Source organism: Pseudomonas shiyinii (assembly GCF_056725765.1).
On record NZ_CM161522.1, the window covers coordinates 5,069,424 to 5,085,384 of the forward strand.

The window sequence follows — 15,961 nt, forward strand, 5'->3', positions numbered from 1 at the left end:
GCGGTCCCACAGATGTGTGGCGCGCTAGCAAAGCGCTGAATAATCGATGAGACGGCAGCTCAACCCGCCGCCAGGCCAGCTATGCGCGGTAGGTTCTCCAGGCTGACTTCGCCGACGCACACCAGGTTACGCAGCTTCTGGGCGATGACCTCGGCCCGGTGCCAGCTCAGGCCACCAACGCCAACCTCGATGCCCAGCACGTCATCCTGCTGTTGCACATGCACGCTGTGCGGTGTGAGGAACTGCAGCGCGAACAGATTGAGCACGCGGCACAGGCTGTCCGGCTCGGCCTCGGCTTGCAGGCGATAGCGCACGGTGGCGTGGGCGGCATTGGCGGCCCAGGTGTCGATGCGTTGCGGGGTGTCGGGCCGTTCGAGTGCGTTCATGCCGGTCTCCATCTGTGAGAGGGAAATTCTTGCAGGTCGACCGGGGTATTTCTTCGCTATGATTCGATAAATTCCCCTATAGGGCGAATTGAACAATTCAAATAACCACAGATAAAGGAATTATTCATGCAAGGCGAACTGGACGCCTATGACCGGCGCATCCTGGCGTTGCTGCAAGAAGACGCTTCGTTGTCCAGCGCGCAGATCGCCGAACGCGTCGGGCTGTCGCAATCCCCCTGTTGGCGGCGTATTCAGCGCTTGAAGGACGAAGGGGTGATCCGTGGCCAGGTGACCTTGCTCGACCGCAAGAAAGTCGGCCTGAACACGCAGATCTTCGCCGAGGTCAAGCTCAACGCGCATGGGCGCTCGAACTTCACCGAGTTCACCGAGGCGATCCGTGGTTTTCCGGAGGTGCTGGAGTGTTACGTGCTGATGGGCTCGGTGGACTTCCTGCTGCGCATCGTCACGTCGGACATCGAAGCCTACGAACGATTCTTCTTCGAGAAGCTGTCGAATGTGCCGGGGATCCAGGAGGTCAATTCGATCGTGGCCTTGTCCGAGATCAAGTCCACGACCAGCTTGCCCTTGGTCTAGACAGCAGGGGCCGCTCCTACAAGGGCGACGTCACGCGGGGTCATGTAGGAGCGGCCTTGTGCCGCGAAAGGGCTGCAAAGCAGCCCCGGTGCCCACTGGATCAACGCGTGGACGCAGACTTGAGCAGGTACTTCCAGGCGCGGTTCTGATCTACCGTGCGAGCCTGCTCGACGCGGGCTTCCAGCAACGCGTCCGACAATGGTTGCTCGGCCAGCTGGTGAAGCTTGTTCAGCTCGCCATAGAGGCGGTCGAGTTGCGGCACGTCCAGCACCTGGCGGGCATGGTGCAGCCAGGCTTGCAAACGCTCGATGCGCGGCAGCTGTTCGGCCAGGTCCTCGGGGCGCTGCTTGTACAACGGCAACTGCAACGCACGGGCCTCCTCGCCGAGCAGGTGCACCAGCCAGCTGGCCAGGTGCGCTTTGCCCTGGCGTTCGCCACGGCCTTTACGCTCCTCGGTCCAGGCGCGAGCCAGCAGCCAGCGCGAGGTTTCCAGAGAGAACTGGCCCCAACGGGTGTCCTCCAGTTCTTCGGCGAACTGCTCGGGGGCGACGCGGCGAACATCTTCGTCGTCGTTGCCGGCCTGCACCAGCGGGCGCCAATCTTCCAGTAGCGCGTCCAGGCGGCTGCGCAGTTCACGGGTAGTGGCCCGAGGTGCAGCCTGGCCGAGGGTGCTGACCAGGGCGCGCAGTTCTGCCAGGCACTGCACCCACTCCTGCAGCAGGCTCCAGTGGCCATTGTGGCGGTACTGCTCGGCCAGGCGCTGGCTGCTGCCCAGCAACTGCCAGGCGAGGGCAGCGAAGGCGTCGTCCAGTGCGGTTTCGGCTTCAAGCTGGGTGGTCGGCAGGCTCAGGTCATAGCTGTCTGGCTCGAGCAGGCGATAGCCACGCTCGGCCTTGCTGATGTCGCACGGCATCAGGGGCAGGCTGGCGGCCAGTTCGGCGGCGAGTTCGAGCAGCGCCTCGGGCGCGCCTTCGCGCAGCTCCAGTTCCAGCTCGCAGATTTCTTCCTTGCGCTTGCCAGCAATGACGAAGCCCTGGTCCAGGGCGGCTTCGATCACCACCTTGGCTTTGCCACGGCCCCAGGCGATCTCGGCGTATTCGCGGGTGAAATCAGTGGTGAACAGCGGCTTGATGGTTTTTTTGTCCAGCCCCGCCAGTTGCGCCGGCCAGCAGGTGTCGTCGAGCTTTTTCAGGTCGAGCTTGACCTTGTCCAGGTGCCATTCGTACTCGTTGCGCTCGGACAGGCCGGCCACGCTCTGGCCACGGCACTTGAGGGTCTGGATGACTTCTTCGCCGTCGCGTCGCAGGCGCAGGGCGACGCGGGCTGCAGAGAGTTCACGCTCCGGCGTGTCGAAGTACTGGTTGAGCAGCTCGCGGGTCTGCCAGCCGGACTTGTTGCGCTTTTTCAGCAGGGGGTGCTCGCGCAGGGCGGCCAGGGTCTGGCGGCTGGCGCGGAGCTTGAGTTCGGTTTCTTTGTGCATCGCAGGCTCGAAGGAGGGCATCTTTGGCGTGCAGTCTACAGGAGTCGGCTCTCGGCTGTTGGACTGTGGAGGCTTCTTCGCGGGTCTACCTGCGAAGAAGCCTCCAGGAGGTTGTTCTGGGGTTGGGATGCGTTGTTATGATGGGCCTCGAGCCCGAGGAGAGCGCCTATGCCGTTGCCGTCGCTGAAAGACCAGTTCGCCGCCTTGATCGCCGCGCCCTCGGTCAGCTGCACACAGCCTGCGCTGGACCAATCCAACCGCCAGGTCATCGAACTGTTGGCCGGCTGGCTGGGCGACCTGGGCTTTGCCTGCGAAATTCGCCAGGTGACTCCCGGCAAGTTCAACCTGCTGGCCAGCCGTGGCAGCGGCCCGGGCGGGCTGGTCCTGGCCGGCCACAGCGATACCGTGCCCTATGATGAACAGCTGTGGACCAGCGACCCGCTCAAGCTGACCGAGGTCGACGGCCGCTGGGTGGGCCTAGGCAGTTGCGACATGAAAGGCTTTTTTGCCTTGGTCATCGAGGCGGTCCTGCCGCTACTGGAGCACGACTTCAAGCAACCGCTGCTGATCCTCGCCACCTGCGATGAAGAAAGCTCCATGTCCGGTGCCCGCGCATTGGCCGAGGCCGGCCAGCCCCTCGGCCGTGCGGCGGTGATCGGCGAGCCCACCGGGTTGCGACCGATCCGTATGCACAAGGGCATCCTCATGGACCGCATCGACATTCTCGGGCGCAGCGGCCACTCGTCGGACCCCAGCCTTGGGCACAGTGCCCTGGAGGCCATGCACGCGGTGATGGGCGAGCTGATGGGCTTGCGTCAGCAATGGCAGCAGGCCTACCGCAACCCGCAGTTCAGCGTGCCGACCCCGACCCTGAACTTCGGCTGCATCCATGGCGGTGACAACCCCAACCGCATCTGCGGCCAGTGTGCCCTGGAGTTCGACCTGCGCCCCTTGCCGGGCATGGACGTCGCGCAGTTGCGCGCGGCCATTCGCGAGAAGCTGGTACCGGTAGCTGAGCGCCTGGAGGTGCGTATCGACTACGCGCCACTGTTCCCGGAGGTGCCGCCCTTCGAGCAGCCGGCCGATACCGAGCTGGTGCAACTGGCCGAGCGTCTGACCGGGCATCGTGCCGAAGCGGTGGCCTTTGGCACCGAAGCACCTTATCTTCAGCAGCTGGGTTGCCAGACCATCGTGCTCGGCCCTGGCGACATTACCTGTGCGCACCAACCCGGCGAATACCTTGAAATGTCACGAATCGAGCCTACCGTGCGTCTATTGCGTGACCTGATCCGGCACTATTGCCTGAGCTAAACGTCCATTGACCTGATTCGTTCCTGCCTAGAGGAGACCGCGCGTGACCGCAAGCCTGTTCCGACGATGATTTTGAACGCCGCTGTTTGCTTCGCCGTTCTCCGTTCACTTATCCACAGGCCCTGTCATGCCCGAATACGTCAACTGGCTACGCCATGCGTCCCCCTATATCAATGCCCATCGCGATTGCACCTTCGTGGTCATGCTGCCCGGCGATGGCGTGGAACACCCCAATTTCGGCAACATCGTCCATGACCTGGTGCTGTTGCACAGCCTGGGTGTGCGGCTGGTGCTGGTGCATGGCTCGCGCCCGCAGATCGAAAGCCGCCTGGCCGCCCGTGGGCTGACGCCGCACTATCACCGAGGCATGCGCATCACCGATGCTGCGACCCTCGATTGCGTGATCGATGCCGTCGGTGCCTTGCGCCTGGCCATCGAGGCGCGGCTGTCCATGGACATCGCCGCTTCGCCGATGCAGGGCTCGCGGCTGCGGGTGGCGTCCGGCAACCTGGTCACCGCCCGCCCGATCGGCGTGCTCGAAGGCATCGACTACCACCACACCGGCGAGGTGCGGCGTATCGACCGCAAGGGTATCAATCGCCTGCTCGACGAGCGCTCCATCGTGCTGCTTTCGCCCCTGGGCTACTCGCCTACCGGCGAGATCTTCAACCTGGCCTGCGAAGACGTCGCCACCCGCGCCGCCATCGAGCTGGGGGCCGACAAGCTGCTGCTGTTCGGCGCAGAGCCGGGCCTTCTGGATGAACACGGCAAGCTGGTGCGCGAGTTGCGGCCGCAGCAGGTCGCACCGCACCTGCTGCGCCTGGGCAGCGACTACCAGGCCGAGCTGCTCGATGCGGCCGCCGAGGCCTGCAAGGGCGGCGTGGCGCGTAGTCATATCGTCAGCTATGCCGAGGACGGCGCGTTGCTTACCGAGCTGTTCACCCGTGAGGGTGGCGGCACGCTGGTGTCCCAGGAGCAGTTCGAGGTCGTGCGCGAGGCGACCATCGACGATGTCGGCGGCCTGTTGGAACTGATCAGCCCGCTGGAAGAGCAGGGCATTCTGGTGCGGCGTTCGCGCGAGGTACTGGAACGGGAGATCGAACAGTTCAGCGTAGTCGAGCGCGAAGGCATGATCATCGCCTGCGCGGCGCTGTACCCGATCGCTGACTCCGACGCCGGGGAACTGGCGTGCCTGGCGGTGAACCCGGAGTATCGCCATGGTGGGCGGGGGGACGAGCTGCTCGAGCGCATCGAAAGCCGGGCGCGCCAGCAGGGGCTCAATACCTTGTTCGTACTGACGACCCGTACCGCGCACTGGTTCCGTGAACGGGGCTTTGCGCCCAGCGGTGTGGAGCGTCTGCCGGCGGCAAGGGCTTCGCTGTACAACTACCAGCGTAACTCGAAGATCTTCGAGAAACCGTTGTAATCGTCGTTGCCTGTACCGGCCCTATCGCCGGCAAGCCGGCTCCCACACAGGATGGGTGGGAACAAGAGTCTCGAATGGCTTGCCCCGGCCCTTTCGCTGGCCAGCCCCCACAGGTATGGCGATGTCTCTGAAAACAGCGCAGAGCCGGTGGGAGCCGGCTTGCCGGCGATAGGGCCGGTACAGGCGATCCATGAGCCAATGAAAAACGCCGCCCGTGAGGGCGGCGTTTTCGTTTACACGGTATGCAGGTACCAGTTGTACTCGAGGTCGGAGATCGAGTGCTCGAACTCCTCCAGCTCGCTTTCCTTGCACGCGACGAAGATGTCGATGTACTTCGGATCGATGTACTTGTTCAGGATCTCGCTGTCGTCCAGCTCACGCAGTGCGTCGCGTAGGTTGTTCGGCAGGCTCTGCTCCAGTTGCTCGTACGAGTTGCCTTCGATCGGCTCGCCTGGCTCGATCTGGTTGGTCAGGCCATGGTGCACACCGGCCAGCACGGCAGCCATCATCAGGTACGGGTTGGCGTCGGCGCCAGCCACGCGGTGCTCGATGCGCACGGCATCCGGCGAGCCAGTCGGCACGCGCAAGGCCACGGTGCGGTTGTCCAGGCCCCAGCTCGGTGCGTTCGGCACATAGAACTGCGCACCGAAACGGCGGTACGAGTTGACGTTCGGGCAGAGGAAAGCCATGGACGCGGGCAGGGTCTCGAGCACACCGCCGACCGCGTGACGTAGCGCGGCGTTCTGCTCGGGATCCTCGCTGGTGAAGATGTTGTTGCCATCTTTGTCCAGCACGGAGATATGCACATGCAGGCCGTTGCCAGCCTGGCCCGGGTAGGGCTTGGCCATGAAGGTGGTGTCCATTTCATGGTCGTAGGCGATGTTCTTGATCAGGCGCTTGAGCAGCACCGCATAGTCACAGGCCTTGAGCGGGTCGGCGACGTGATGCAAGTTGACCTCGAACTGGGCCGGGGCGCTTTCCTTGACGATGGCGTCGGCCGGGATGCCTTGCTCCTTGGCGCCTTCGAGGATGTCCTGCAGGCAGTCGGCGTATTCGTCCAGGTCGTCGATCAGGTACACCTGGGTCGACTGCGGGCGCTTGCCTGAAATCGGCGAGCGAGGCGGCTGCGGACGGCCGTTCACGTTCTCCTGGTCGATCAGGTAGAACTCCAGCTCGAACGCCGCGCAGATGGTCAGGCCCATCTCGGTGAACTTGCTTACCACCTGGCGCAGGACCTCGCGCGGGTCGGCGAAGAACGGCTCGCCTTCCAGCTCGTGCATGGTCATCAGCAATTGGGCCGTGGGGCGCTTTTGCCAGGGTTCGTTGGAAAGGGTGCCGGGAATCGGGTAGCAGATGCGGTCGGCATCGCCGATGTCCAGGCCCAGCCCGGTGCTTTCGACGGTGGAACCGTTGATATCCAGGGCGAAGAGGGAGGCGGGCAGGTTGATGCCTTTCTCGTAAACCTTGTGGAGGCTGGTGCGCTCGATGCGCTTACCGCGCACCACACCATTCATATCTGCAATCAAAAGGTCAACGTAGAGAACCTCAGGATGTTCCTTAAGGAACGCGTTCGCTTCGTTAAGCTGAACGGCACGCGGGGGTACCGACATGATGCAACACCTTTGTTGTTAAAAATATCAATCAAGGGGGGCTTGCAAGCCCAGTCAATCCGAAAGAACTGGCGAAGTCAAGCCAACCCCATGATGCCCCTAAATGGCACAGCAACGGCAGAAATGCTGCATCTGGGGGCGAATCATTATCCGCTATTTTGGGTTCAAAGAGCTATCTCGCGCTGAGCGTGTTTTATTTTTTACGGAGGTGTTGTGTAAAAAAATGAACAAGGCTAAGCTCGGGCACAACCCAGAACACAATAATACGAGGGTCATATGGTCCGCTTGCCGCGACCTGCAAGCGCTGCCTGCGCCGCGCTGTCAGGTACCCCCAGCATTCATCGCGAGGGCATGGCCCGCCTTGGAGCCGGTGCGCGTGCGCTGCTCGCAATAATTGACGGCTGGCCCGGATCATCCTCCTTTCGTAGCAGTTTCCTGCACGACTTTTCGCTTTTCTGCCCTTCATTCGCTTCACGGACACGCTTGTTTCGAGTGTATCCGCTGCCGTCCCGTGCATGGGCTTTTGCTTTAGCCAAGCACTGCATCCAGAATCAAGGCGCGGGTCTGCCAAGGCACTTGCAGCCAGGCAGCGCCCGCCTTGATCGACGCCAGACGTCAGCGGCGCCCGACCTTCATCAGCCGGGCCACATTACCTCCTGAGGTATTTATGAGTAACAACCTCGACCAGCTCACCGATTGGTTGAAAGAGCACAAGATCACCGAAGTGGAATGCCTGATCAGCGACCTGACCGGCATCACCCGCGGCAAGATTTCGCCGACCAACAAGTTCATCGCCGAAAAAGGCATGCGCCTGCCCGAGAGCGTGCTGCTGCAGACGGTCACCGGCGACTATGTCGACGACGACATCTATTACGAATTGCTCGACCCGGCCGACATCGACATGATCTGCCGCCCCGACGAGAACGCGGTGTTCCTCGTGCCGTGGGCCATCGAGCCGACCGCCCAGGTGATCCACGACACCTACGACAAGAAGGGCAACCCGGTCGAGCTGTCGCCGCGCAACGTGCTCAAGAAGGTCCTCAAGCTGTATGCCGATAAAGGCTGGCAGCCGATCGTCGCGCCGGAAATGGAGTTCTACCTGACCAAGCGCAGCGAAGACCCGGACTTCCCATTGCAGCCGCCGGTAGGCCGCTCCGGCCGTCCGGAAACCGGTCGCCAGTCGTTCTCCATCGAGGCCGCCAACGAATTCGACCCGCTGTTCGAGGATGTCTACGACTGGTGCGAACTGCAGCAGCTGGACCTGGATACATTGATCCACGAGGACGGCACGGCGCAGATGGAGATCAACTTCCGTCACGGCAGTGCCCTGCACCTGGCCGACCAGATCCTGGTGTTCAAGCGCACCATGCGCGAGGCAGCGCTCAAGCACAACGTGGCCGCCACCTTCATGGCCAAGCCCATGACCGGCGAGCCGGGCAGCGCCATGCACCTGCACCAGAGCGTGATCGACGTGGCTACCGGCAAGAACATCTTTTCCAACGATGACGGCAGCATGAGCGAACTGTTCCTGCACCACATCGGTGGGTTGCAGAAGTTCATCCCCGAAGCGCTGCCGCTGTTCGCCCCCAACGTCAACTCGTTCCGCCGCTTCCTGCCGGATACCTCGGCGCCGGTGAACGTCGAATGGGGTGAAGAGAACCGCACCGTAGGCCTGCGTGTGCCGGATGCCGGCCCGCAGAACCGCCGCGTGGAGAACCGCCTGCCAGGCGCCGACGCCAACCCCTACCTGGCCATCGCCGCGAGCCTCCTGTGCGGCTACATCGGCATGGTCGAGGGAATCGGCGCCAGCGCGCCGGTCCAGGGTCGCGGCTATGAGCGGCGCAACCTGCGCCTGCCGCTGACCATCGAGGATGCCCTCGAGCGGATGGAGAATTGCCGCGCCCTGGACCAGTACCTGGGCAAGAAATTCATCACCGGCTACGTCGCCACCAAGCGAGCCGAACACGAGAACTTCAAACGGGTAATCAGCTCCTGGGAACGCGAGTTCCTGCTGTTTGCCGTCTGATCAACCCTGGGGCCGCTGGAGCGCGGCTGTCGGATAACGGAGAAGCCCATGAGCGTCAACAACCCGCAAACCCGTGAATGGCAAACCTTGAGCGGTGAGCACCACCTGGCACCCTTCAGCGACTACAAGCAACTGAAGGAAAAAGGGCCGCGCATCATCACCAAGGCCCAGGGCGTGCACTTGTGGGACAGCGAGGGGCACAAGATCCTCGACGGCATGGCGGGCCTGTGGTGCGTGGCGGTCGGCTATGGTCGCGAGGAACTGGTGCAGGCGGCGGAAAAACAGATGCGTGAACTGCCGTACTACAACCTGTTCTTCCAGACCGCCCACCCACCGGCGCTGGAGCTGGCCAAGGCGATCACCGACGTGGCGCCCAAGGGCATGACCCATGTGTTCTTCACCGGCTCCGGCTCCGAAGGCAACGACACCGTGCTGCGCATGGTGCGCCATTACTGGGCGCTCAAGGGCAAGCCCGGCAAGCAGACCATCATCGGTCGCATCAATGGCTACCATGGCTCCACCGTCGCCGGCGCCAGCCTCGGCGGCATGAGCGGCATGCACGAACAGGGCGGCCTGCCGATCCCCGGCATCGTGCATATTCCCCAGCCGTACTGGTTCGGTGAAGGTGGCGACATGACGCCGGACGAGTTCGGCGTCTGGGCCGCCGAGCAGTTGGAGAAGAAGATCCTGGAAGTCGGCGAGGACAACGTCGCCGCCTTCATCGCCGAGCCGATCCAGGGTGCAGGTGGGGTGATCATCCCGCCTGAGACCTACTGGCCGAAGATCAAGGAAATCCTCGCCAAGTACGACATTCTGTTCGTCGCTGACGAGGTGATCTGCGGCTTCGGCCGCACCGGCGAATGGTTCGGCTCCGACTACTACGGCCTCGAGCCCGACCTGATGACCATCGCCAAAGGCCTGACCTCCGGTTACATCCCCATGGGGGGTGTGATCGTTCGTGACGAAGTGGCCAAGGTGCTCGCCGAAGGCGGTGACTTCAACCACGGCTTCACCTACTCCGGCCACCCGGTCGCGGCTGCCGTGGGCCTGGAAAACCTGCGCATCCTGCGTGACGAGAAAATCATCGAGCGCGCCAAGGCAGACACGGCACCCTATTTGCAAAAGCGTCTGCGTGAGCTTCTGGATCACCCGCTGGTGGGCGAGGTTCGCGGCATGGGCCTGCTCGGCGCGATCGAGCTGGTCAAGGACAAGGCCACCCGCAGCCGCTTCGAGGGCAAGGGCGTTGGCATGATTTGCCGCCAGCATTGCTTCGACAACGGCCTGGTGATGCGTGCAGTGGGCGACACCATGATCATCGCGCCACCTTTGGTGATCAGCCGCGACGAGATCGATGAACTGGTGGAAAAGGCGCGCAAGTGCCTGGACCTGACCTATGAAGCGGTGCGCTAGCCGTTTGCTAGGCTAGCGATGTGACATTAAGCGGTTACAAGGCCCTGCTTTTCTTGAAACAGCGCCTTGTAACTTGCCAGACTAGCGACTGTTTCAGTCGCCCAGCGCTGTACCGTGGGATCTTGGCTGCTGAACAGATGGCTTGATAATAAATTCTGGAGCATTTCGCATGAAGAAAATGGGCAAGACGTTGCTGGCCACGGCCCTGATGGGTGCCATGGCAACCGCTGTTCAGGCTGAAGACAAGGTATTGAACGTCTACAACTGGTCGGACTATATCGCACCGGACACCATCGCCAAGTTCGAGAAACAAAGCGGCATCAAGGTCAAGTATGACGTCTTCGACAGCAACGAAACCCTGGAAGCCAAGTTGCTGGCGGGCAAGTCGGGTTATGACGTAGTCGTGCCGTCCAACAACTTCCTGGCCAAGCAGATCAAAGCGGGCGTCTACGAGGAACTGGACCGTTCCAAGTTGCCGAACTGGAAGAACCTGGACGAAGACCTGCTCAAGGCCGTGGGCGATGCCAGCGACCCGGGCAACAAGCATGCCTTCCCGTACATGTGGGGTTCCATCGGCATCGGCTACAACCCTGAGAAGGTCAAGGCCGCGCTGGGCGTGGACAAGATCGATTCGTGGGATGCCGTGTTCAAGCCCGAGAACATCGCCAAGCTCAAGAGCTGCGGTGTGAGCTTCCTCGACGCCCCGACCGAAATGATCCCGGCGGCGCTGCACTACCTCGGCCTGCCGAGCAACAGCACCAAGAAAGAAGACCTGAAGAAGGCCGAGGAACTGTTCCTGAGCATCCGTCCTTCGATCACCTACTTCCACTCGTCCAAGTACATCGGCGACATGGCCAACGGCAACATCTGCGTGGCCGTCGGTTACTCGGGCGACCTGGAGCAGTCCAAGGCCCGCGCCCACGAAGCAGGCGACAAGGTCAAGGTCGACTACATCATTCCGAAGGAAGGTGCCGGTACCTTCTACGACATGGTCGCCATCCCTAAGGATGCCGAGCACAAGGATGCAGCCTACAAGTTCATGGACTTCCTGATGCAGCCGGAAGTCATGGCCGAGATCACCAACGCCGTACGCTTCCCGAACGGCAACAAGGCGGCCACCCCGTTCGTGGACAAGGAAATCACCAGCGATCCGAGCATCTATCCGCCTGCCGAGGTGAAGAAGCAGCTGTATGCGATCGCTGCACCTGAAGCCAGCGCACAGCGCCTGATCACCCGCAGCTGGACCAAGATCAAGTCGGGCAAGTAAGCCCGTCTCGAAGCCTTCTGGGCCGGGCTTTCTCGGCCCAGAAGGCATGCAAGGCAAATTAGTTTGCGGCATCGATGCAGCGAAGGTAAGTTGCGCGCCGGTTTTGCGTGTACGGCGGCGTCGCGCCGGCACCTGGAGGCACTGATCGTGAGGACCACCCACTTGTCTATTTCCTTATTTCGCAAGGCCATGATGGCTGGAGCGGGTCTGACGCTGGCATTCGGCGTCCAAGCAGCGCCGACGGTGCATATCTACAACTGGTCGGACTACATCGGGCCGACGACCCTTGCCGATTTCCACAAGGAAACCGGTATCGAGGCCAAGTACGATGTCTTCGATTCCAACGAAACCCTGGAAGGCAAGCTGCTGGCCGGTCGCACCGGCTATGACGTGGTGGTGCCGTCCAACCATTTCCTCGGCAAGCAGATCAAGGCGGGCGCCTTCCAGAAGCTCGACCGCAGCCTGTTGCCCAATTATTCCAACCTGGATCCTGCGCTGATGAAGCGCCTCGAGAAGAACGATCCGGGCAACCAGTACGCCGTGCCCTACCTGTGGGGTACCAACGGCATCGGCTACAACGTCGAGAAGGTCAAGGCCGCCTTGGGCACCGACACGATCGATTCCTGGGCCGTGCTGTTCGAGCCTGAGAACATGAAGAAGCTCTCCAAGTGCGGTGTGGCCTTCCTCGACTCGGCCGACGAAATGCTGCCGGCGGTGCTCAACTACATGGGCCTGGACCCCAACAGCACCAACGCCAAGGACTACCAGAAGGCCGAGCAGAAGCTGCAGGCCGTACGTCCCTATGTGACCTACTTCCATTCCTCGAAATACATCTCCGACCTTGCCAACGGCGATATCTGCGTCGCCGCCGGCTTCTCCGGCGATGTATTCCAGGCCAAGGCCCGTGCCGAAGAAGCCGGCAAGGGTGTGAAGCTGGCCTACGCCATCCCCAAGGAGGGCGGCAACCTCTGGTTCGACGTGCTGGCGATCCCCAAGGACGCCAACAACGTCAAGGAGGCCCACGCCTTCATCAACTATCTGCTGAAACCTGAGGTCATCGCCCAGGTCAGCGATTATGTCGGTTACGCCAACCCGAACCCCAAGGCTGGCGACCTGATGGACCAGGCCGTGAGGACTGACGCCGCGGTTTACCCACCGCAGGAAGTGCTGGACAAGATGTTCGTCAATGCCGAGTTGCCACCCAAGGTGCAACGTCTGATGACCCGCAGCTGGACCAAGGTCAAGTCGGGCAAGTAACTATCCAGACCCGCCACGCCGGTTGCGAAAGCCGCGCGTGCGGGCATAAAAAATCTTGTTGGGAGTTTCACTCATGGCAGTTGCCTCCGGTGCCTATAAAAAAGCCCTCGAGGGTGGCCAGCAACCCAAGCAGGTGCTGGTCAAGATCGACCGGGTCACGAAAAAGTTCGACGAAACGGTAGCCGTGGACGATGTGTCCCTGGAAATCCGCAAGGGCGAGATCTTCGCCCTGCTCGGTGGCTCCGGCTCCGGCAAATCGACCTTGCTGCGCATGCTGGCCGGCTTCGAGCGTCCGACCGAAGGGCGGATCTTCCTCGATGGCGTCGACATCACCGACATGCCGCCCTACGAGCGGCCGATCAACATGATGTTCCAGTCCTACGCGCTGTTCCCGCACATGACCGTGGCGCAGAACATCGCCTTCGGCCTGCAGCAGGACAAGATGCCCAAGGCCGAGATCGAGGCCCGCGTGGCCGAGATGCTCAAGCTGGTGCACATGACCCAGTACGCCAAGCGTAAGCCGCACCAACTCTCCGGCGGCCAGCGCCAGCGCGTGGCCCTGGCCCGCTCCCTGGCCAAGCGCCCCAAGCTGTTGCTGCTCGACGAGCCGATGGGCGCCCTGGACAAGAAGCTGCGTTCGCAGATGCAACTGGAGCTGGTGGAAATCATCGAGCGCGTGGGCGTGACCTGCGTGATGGTGACCCACGACCAGGAAGAGGCCATGACCATGGCCGAGCGCATCGCCATCATGCACCTGGGGTGGATTGCCCAGATCGGCTCGCCGGTGGACATCTACGAGACCCCGACCAGCCGCCTGGTGTGCGAGTTCATCGGCAACGTCAATCTGTTCGAGGCGGAGGTGATCGATGACGCCGAAGGCCATGCGCTGATCGCCTCGCCCGAGCTCGAGCGCAAGATCTATGTCGGCCATGGTGTTTCGACCTCGGTCGAGGACAAGCGCATCACCTACGCATTGCGCCCGGAAAAGATGCTGGTCACCACCCAGCAGCCGGACTTCGAGCACAACTGGTCGCGCGGCAAGGTCCACGACATCGCCTATCTGGGTGGCCACTCGGTGTTCTATGTCGAGCTGCCCAGCGGCAAGGTCGTGCAGTCGTTCGTCGCCAACGCCGAGCGCCAGGGCACCCGCCCGACCTGGGGTGACGACGTGTACGTATGGTGGGAAGACGACAGCGGCGTGGTACTGCGCTCATGAACATCCGCAAGCTCAAGCGAGCGCTCAACAAGGTCACCCCGGAGGGTCGCCACCTGGTGATCGGCGTGCCGTTCATCTGGCTGTTCCTGTTCTTCATGCTGCCGTTTTTCATCGTGTTGAAGATCAGCTTCGCCGAAGCCGACGTGGCGATCCCGCCCTACACGGAGATCTACAGCTACGTCGAGGACAAGATCCAGCTGGTGCTCAACATGGCCAATTACGGCCTGTTGACCGAGGACGAGCTGTACATCTCGGCCTACCTCGGCTCGTTGAAGATGGCGTTCTTCAGCACCCTGCTATGCCTGCTGATCGGCTACCCGATGGCCTACGCCATCGCCAACGCACGCAAGGAGACGCAAACCGTCCTGCTGCTGCTGATCATGATGCCCACCTGGACTGCGATCCTGATCCGCGTCTATGCGTGGATGGGCATCCTCAGCAACAACGGCCTGCTCAATGGCTTCCTGCTGTGGACCGGCCTGATCGACCAGCCCCTGCAGATCCTCAACACCAACCTGGCGGTCTACATCGGCGTGGTCTATTCGTACCTGCCGTTCATGATCCTTCCGTTGTACGCCAACCTGGTCAAGCACGACCCGAGCCTGCTCGAGGCGGCCAGCGACCTGGGTTCGAGCACGTTCAACAGCTTCTGGAAGATCACCGTACCGCTGTCGAAGAACGGCATCATCGCCGGCTGCATGCTGGTGTTCATCCCGGTGGTGGGCGAGTTCGTGATCCCGGAACTGCTCGGCGGCCCGGAAACCCTGATGATCGGCAAGGTGCTGTGGCAGGAATTCTTCAACAACCGTGACTGGCCGGTGGCATCCGCCCTGGCGGTGGTGATGCTGGCGATCCTGATCGTGCCCATCCTGCTGTTCAACCGCAGCCAGGCCAAAGAAATGGAGGGCAGGGCATGAAGCGCTTCAGTTTCTCCAAGCTGATGCTGGTGCTCGGCTTGTTGTTCATCTACCTGCCGATGCTGATCCTGGTGATCTATTCGTTCAACGCCTCGAAGCTGGTGACGGTGTGGGGCGGCTGGTCGGTGAAGTGGTACGTCGGCTTGCTCGACAACGCTCAGCTGATGGGCTCGGTGATGCGCTCGCTGGAGATCGCCTGCTATACCGCGGTCGCCGCCGTGGCGCTGGGCACCCTCGCAGCCTTCGTGCTGACCCGGGTGACCCGCTTCAAGGGCCGCACGCTGTTCGGTGGCCTGGTCACCGCGCCGCTGGTGATGCCCGAGGTGATCACCGGTCTGTCGCTGCTGCTGCTGTTCGTGGCCATGGCGCAGATGATCGGCTGGCCGCAGGAGCGCGGCATCGTCACCATCTGGATCGCCCATACCACTTTCTGTGCTGCCTATGTGGCGGTGGTGGTGTCGGCGCGCCTGCGCGAGCTGGACCTGTCCATCGAAGAGGCCGCCATGGACCTGGGCGCCAAGCCGTGGAAGGTGTTCTTCCTGATCACCATCCCGATGATCGCGCCGTCACTGGCGGCGGGCGGCATGATGTCCTTCGCCCTGTCGCTGGACGACCTGGTACTGGCCAGCTTCGTGTCCGGCCCGGGATCGACCACCTTGCCGATGGAAGTGTTCTCTGCCGTACGCCTGGGCGTGAAGCCGGAGATCAACGCCGTGGCCAGCCTGATCCTGCTGTCGGTGTCGCTGATGACTTTCCTGATCTGGTACTTCAGCCGCCGCGCCGAAGAACGCCGTCGCCGCGCCATCCAGCAGGCGATCGAGGAAGGCGCCGCCGCCAACGTCCAGTCGTCGCAGGTCCAGCGCCCGACCCAGGTCGCAGCGTCCGCCTGATGTGCCCTTCGCGGGTAAACCCGCTCTCATAGAACACCGCATGACCATTTGATTTGCGGCACCCTGTGGGAGCGGGTTTACCCGCGAAGCTCCGGAAGGCCGAAGTTTTGATGGATCCACGTCAGTGCCAGTTGTGAAAGCCTGATCTACGCTTCACTGGCGTTCCTCAAT

At 62.2% G+C, this 15,961-nt stretch carries 13 protein-coding genes; 10 read left to right on the plus strand and 3 right to left on the minus strand.

Going from position 1 to position 15,961, the window contains the following annotated elements; genetic code table 11:
• Window positions 1-59: 59 nt before the first annotated feature.
• Complete coding sequence (locus ACXHGZ_RS22935; protein WP_480461721.1) at window positions 60-386, minus strand: ACT-like domain-containing protein; 327 nt, start codon at window positions 384-386, stop codon at window positions 60-62.
• Between the two features lie 126 nt (window positions 387-512).
• Between ACXHGZ_RS22935 and ACXHGZ_RS22940 the strand changes: the two genes are divergently transcribed.
• Entirely contained in the window at window positions 513-980 is a 468-nt protein-coding gene (locus ACXHGZ_RS22940) for an Lrp/AsnC family transcriptional regulator (RefSeq protein ID WP_224457606.1), read from the plus strand.
• Window positions 981-1,080: 100 nt separating this feature from the next.
• Here ACXHGZ_RS22940 and ACXHGZ_RS22945 read toward each other — a convergent pair whose 3' ends face one another.
• Window positions 1,081-2,460 carry a CYTH domain-containing protein gene (locus ACXHGZ_RS22945; protein WP_480461723.1) on the minus strand — a complete coding sequence of 460 codons (1,380 nt, stop codon included), beginning with the start codon at window positions 2,458-2,460 and terminating at the stop codon, window positions 1,081-1,083.
• A 168-nt stretch (window positions 2,461-2,628) separates the two neighbouring features.
• On the opposite strand from ACXHGZ_RS22945, the gene argE reads away from it, so the two are divergent.
• The gene (gene argE, locus ACXHGZ_RS22950) at window positions 2,629-3,771 is read left to right on the plus strand and encodes an acetylornithine deacetylase (protein ID WP_480461725.1); all 1,143 of its coding nucleotides are present in this window, start codon (window positions 2,629-2,631) and stop codon (window positions 3,769-3,771) included.
• A gap of 127 nt (window positions 3,772-3,898) precedes the next feature.
• The gene (gene argA, locus ACXHGZ_RS22955; protein WP_084856534.1) at window positions 3,899-5,197 is read left to right on the plus strand and encodes an amino-acid N-acetyltransferase; all 1,299 of its coding nucleotides are present in this window, start codon (window positions 3,899-3,901) and stop codon (window positions 5,195-5,197) included.
• Window positions 5,198-5,430: 233 nt separating this feature from the next.
• Here the strand turns inward: argA and ACXHGZ_RS22960 are convergent, their stop codons facing one another.
• Entirely contained in the window at window positions 5,431-6,807 is a 1,377-nt protein-coding gene (locus tag ACXHGZ_RS22960) for a glutamine synthetase family protein (RefSeq protein ID WP_084856533.1), read from the minus strand.
• Window positions 6,808-7,474: 667 nt separating this feature from the next.
• On the opposite strand from ACXHGZ_RS22960, the gene ACXHGZ_RS22965 reads away from it, so the two are divergent.
• The 7 genes from ACXHGZ_RS22965 to ACXHGZ_RS22995 all read left to right on the plus strand — a co-directional run bounded on the left by ACXHGZ_RS22965 (window position 7,475) and on the right by ACXHGZ_RS22995 (window position 15,790).
• Window positions 7,475-8,833 carry a glutamine synthetase family protein gene (locus tag ACXHGZ_RS22965; protein ID WP_084856531.1) on the plus strand — a complete coding sequence of 453 codons (1,359 nt, stop codon included), beginning with the start codon at window positions 7,475-7,477 and terminating at the stop codon, window positions 8,831-8,833.
• A 48-nt stretch (window positions 8,834-8,881) separates the two neighbouring features.
• The gene (locus ACXHGZ_RS22970) at window positions 8,882-10,243 is read left to right on the plus strand and encodes an aspartate aminotransferase family protein (RefSeq protein ID WP_480461727.1); all 1,362 of its coding nucleotides are present in this window, start codon (window positions 8,882-8,884) and stop codon (window positions 10,241-10,243) included.
• Window positions 10,244-10,412: 169 nt separating this feature from the next.
• On the plus strand, window positions 10,413-11,510 hold the full coding sequence (locus ACXHGZ_RS22975; protein WP_480461728.1) for a polyamine ABC transporter substrate-binding protein: 1,098 nt from the start codon (window positions 10,413-10,415) through the stop codon (window positions 11,508-11,510).
• Window positions 11,511-11,672: 162 nt separating this feature from the next.
• Window positions 11,673-12,767 carry a polyamine ABC transporter substrate-binding protein gene (locus ACXHGZ_RS22980; RefSeq protein ID WP_084856526.1) on the plus strand — a complete coding sequence of 365 codons (1,095 nt, stop codon included), beginning with the start codon at window positions 11,673-11,675 and terminating at the stop codon, window positions 12,765-12,767.
• A 73-nt stretch (window positions 12,768-12,840) separates the two neighbouring features.
• Window positions 12,841-13,983, plus strand: a complete 1,143-nt coding sequence (locus ACXHGZ_RS22985) for an ABC transporter ATP-binding protein (protein WP_480461729.1) — start codon at window positions 12,841-12,843, stop codon at window positions 13,981-13,983.
• Window positions 13,980-14,900: an ABC transporter permease subunit gene (locus ACXHGZ_RS22990; RefSeq protein WP_084856522.1), complete on the plus strand. Its 921-nt coding sequence runs from the start codon at window positions 13,980-13,982 to the stop codon at window positions 14,898-14,900. Before ACXHGZ_RS22985 ends, ACXHGZ_RS22990 begins: the two co-directional genes overlap by 4 nt.
• Entirely contained in the window at window positions 14,897-15,790 is an 894-nt protein-coding gene (locus tag ACXHGZ_RS22995) for an ABC transporter permease subunit (RefSeq protein ID WP_480461731.1), read from the plus strand. The genes ACXHGZ_RS22990 and ACXHGZ_RS22995 overlap by 4 nt, the downstream gene beginning before the upstream one ends.
• Window positions 15,791-15,961: the final 171 nt, after the last annotated feature.

Coding starts and splice junctions, on each gene's coding strand:
- ACXHGZ_RS22935 (WP_480461721.1), bottom strand. CDS start 386: ATGAACGCACTCGAACGGCCCGACACCCCGCAACGCATCGACACCTGG.
- argA (WP_084856534.1), top strand. CDS start 3,899: ATGCCCGAATACGTCAACTGGCTACGCCATGCGTCCCCCTATATCAAT.
- argE (WP_480461725.1), top strand. CDS start 2,629: ATGCCGTTGCCGTCGCTGAAAGACCAGTTCGCCGCCTTGATCGCCGCG.
- ACXHGZ_RS22940 (WP_224457606.1), top strand. CDS start 513: ATGCAAGGCGAACTGGACGCCTATGACCGGCGCATCCTGGCGTTGCTG.
- ACXHGZ_RS22995 (WP_480461731.1), top strand. CDS start 14,897: ATGAAGCGCTTCAGTTTCTCCAAGCTGATGCTGGTGCTCGGCTTGTTG.
- ACXHGZ_RS22965 (WP_084856531.1), top strand. CDS start 7,475: ATGAGTAACAACCTCGACCAGCTCACCGATTGGTTGAAAGAGCACAAG.
- ACXHGZ_RS22960 (WP_084856533.1), bottom strand. CDS start 6,807: ATGTCGGTACCCCCGCGTGCCGTTCAGCTTAACGAAGCGAACGCGTTC.
- ACXHGZ_RS22985 (WP_480461729.1), top strand. CDS start 12,841: ATGGCAGTTGCCTCCGGTGCCTATAAAAAAGCCCTCGAGGGTGGCCAG.
- ACXHGZ_RS22975 (WP_480461728.1), top strand. CDS start 10,413: ATGAAGAAAATGGGCAAGACGTTGCTGGCCACGGCCCTGATGGGTGCC.
- ACXHGZ_RS22990 (WP_084856522.1), top strand. CDS start 13,980: ATGAACATCCGCAAGCTCAAGCGAGCGCTCAACAAGGTCACCCCGGAG.
- ACXHGZ_RS22970 (WP_480461727.1), top strand. CDS start 8,882: ATGAGCGTCAACAACCCGCAAACCCGTGAATGGCAAACCTTGAGCGGT.
- ACXHGZ_RS22945 (WP_480461723.1), bottom strand. CDS start 2,460: ATGCACAAAGAAACCGAACTCAAGCTCCGCGCCAGCCGCCAGACCCTG.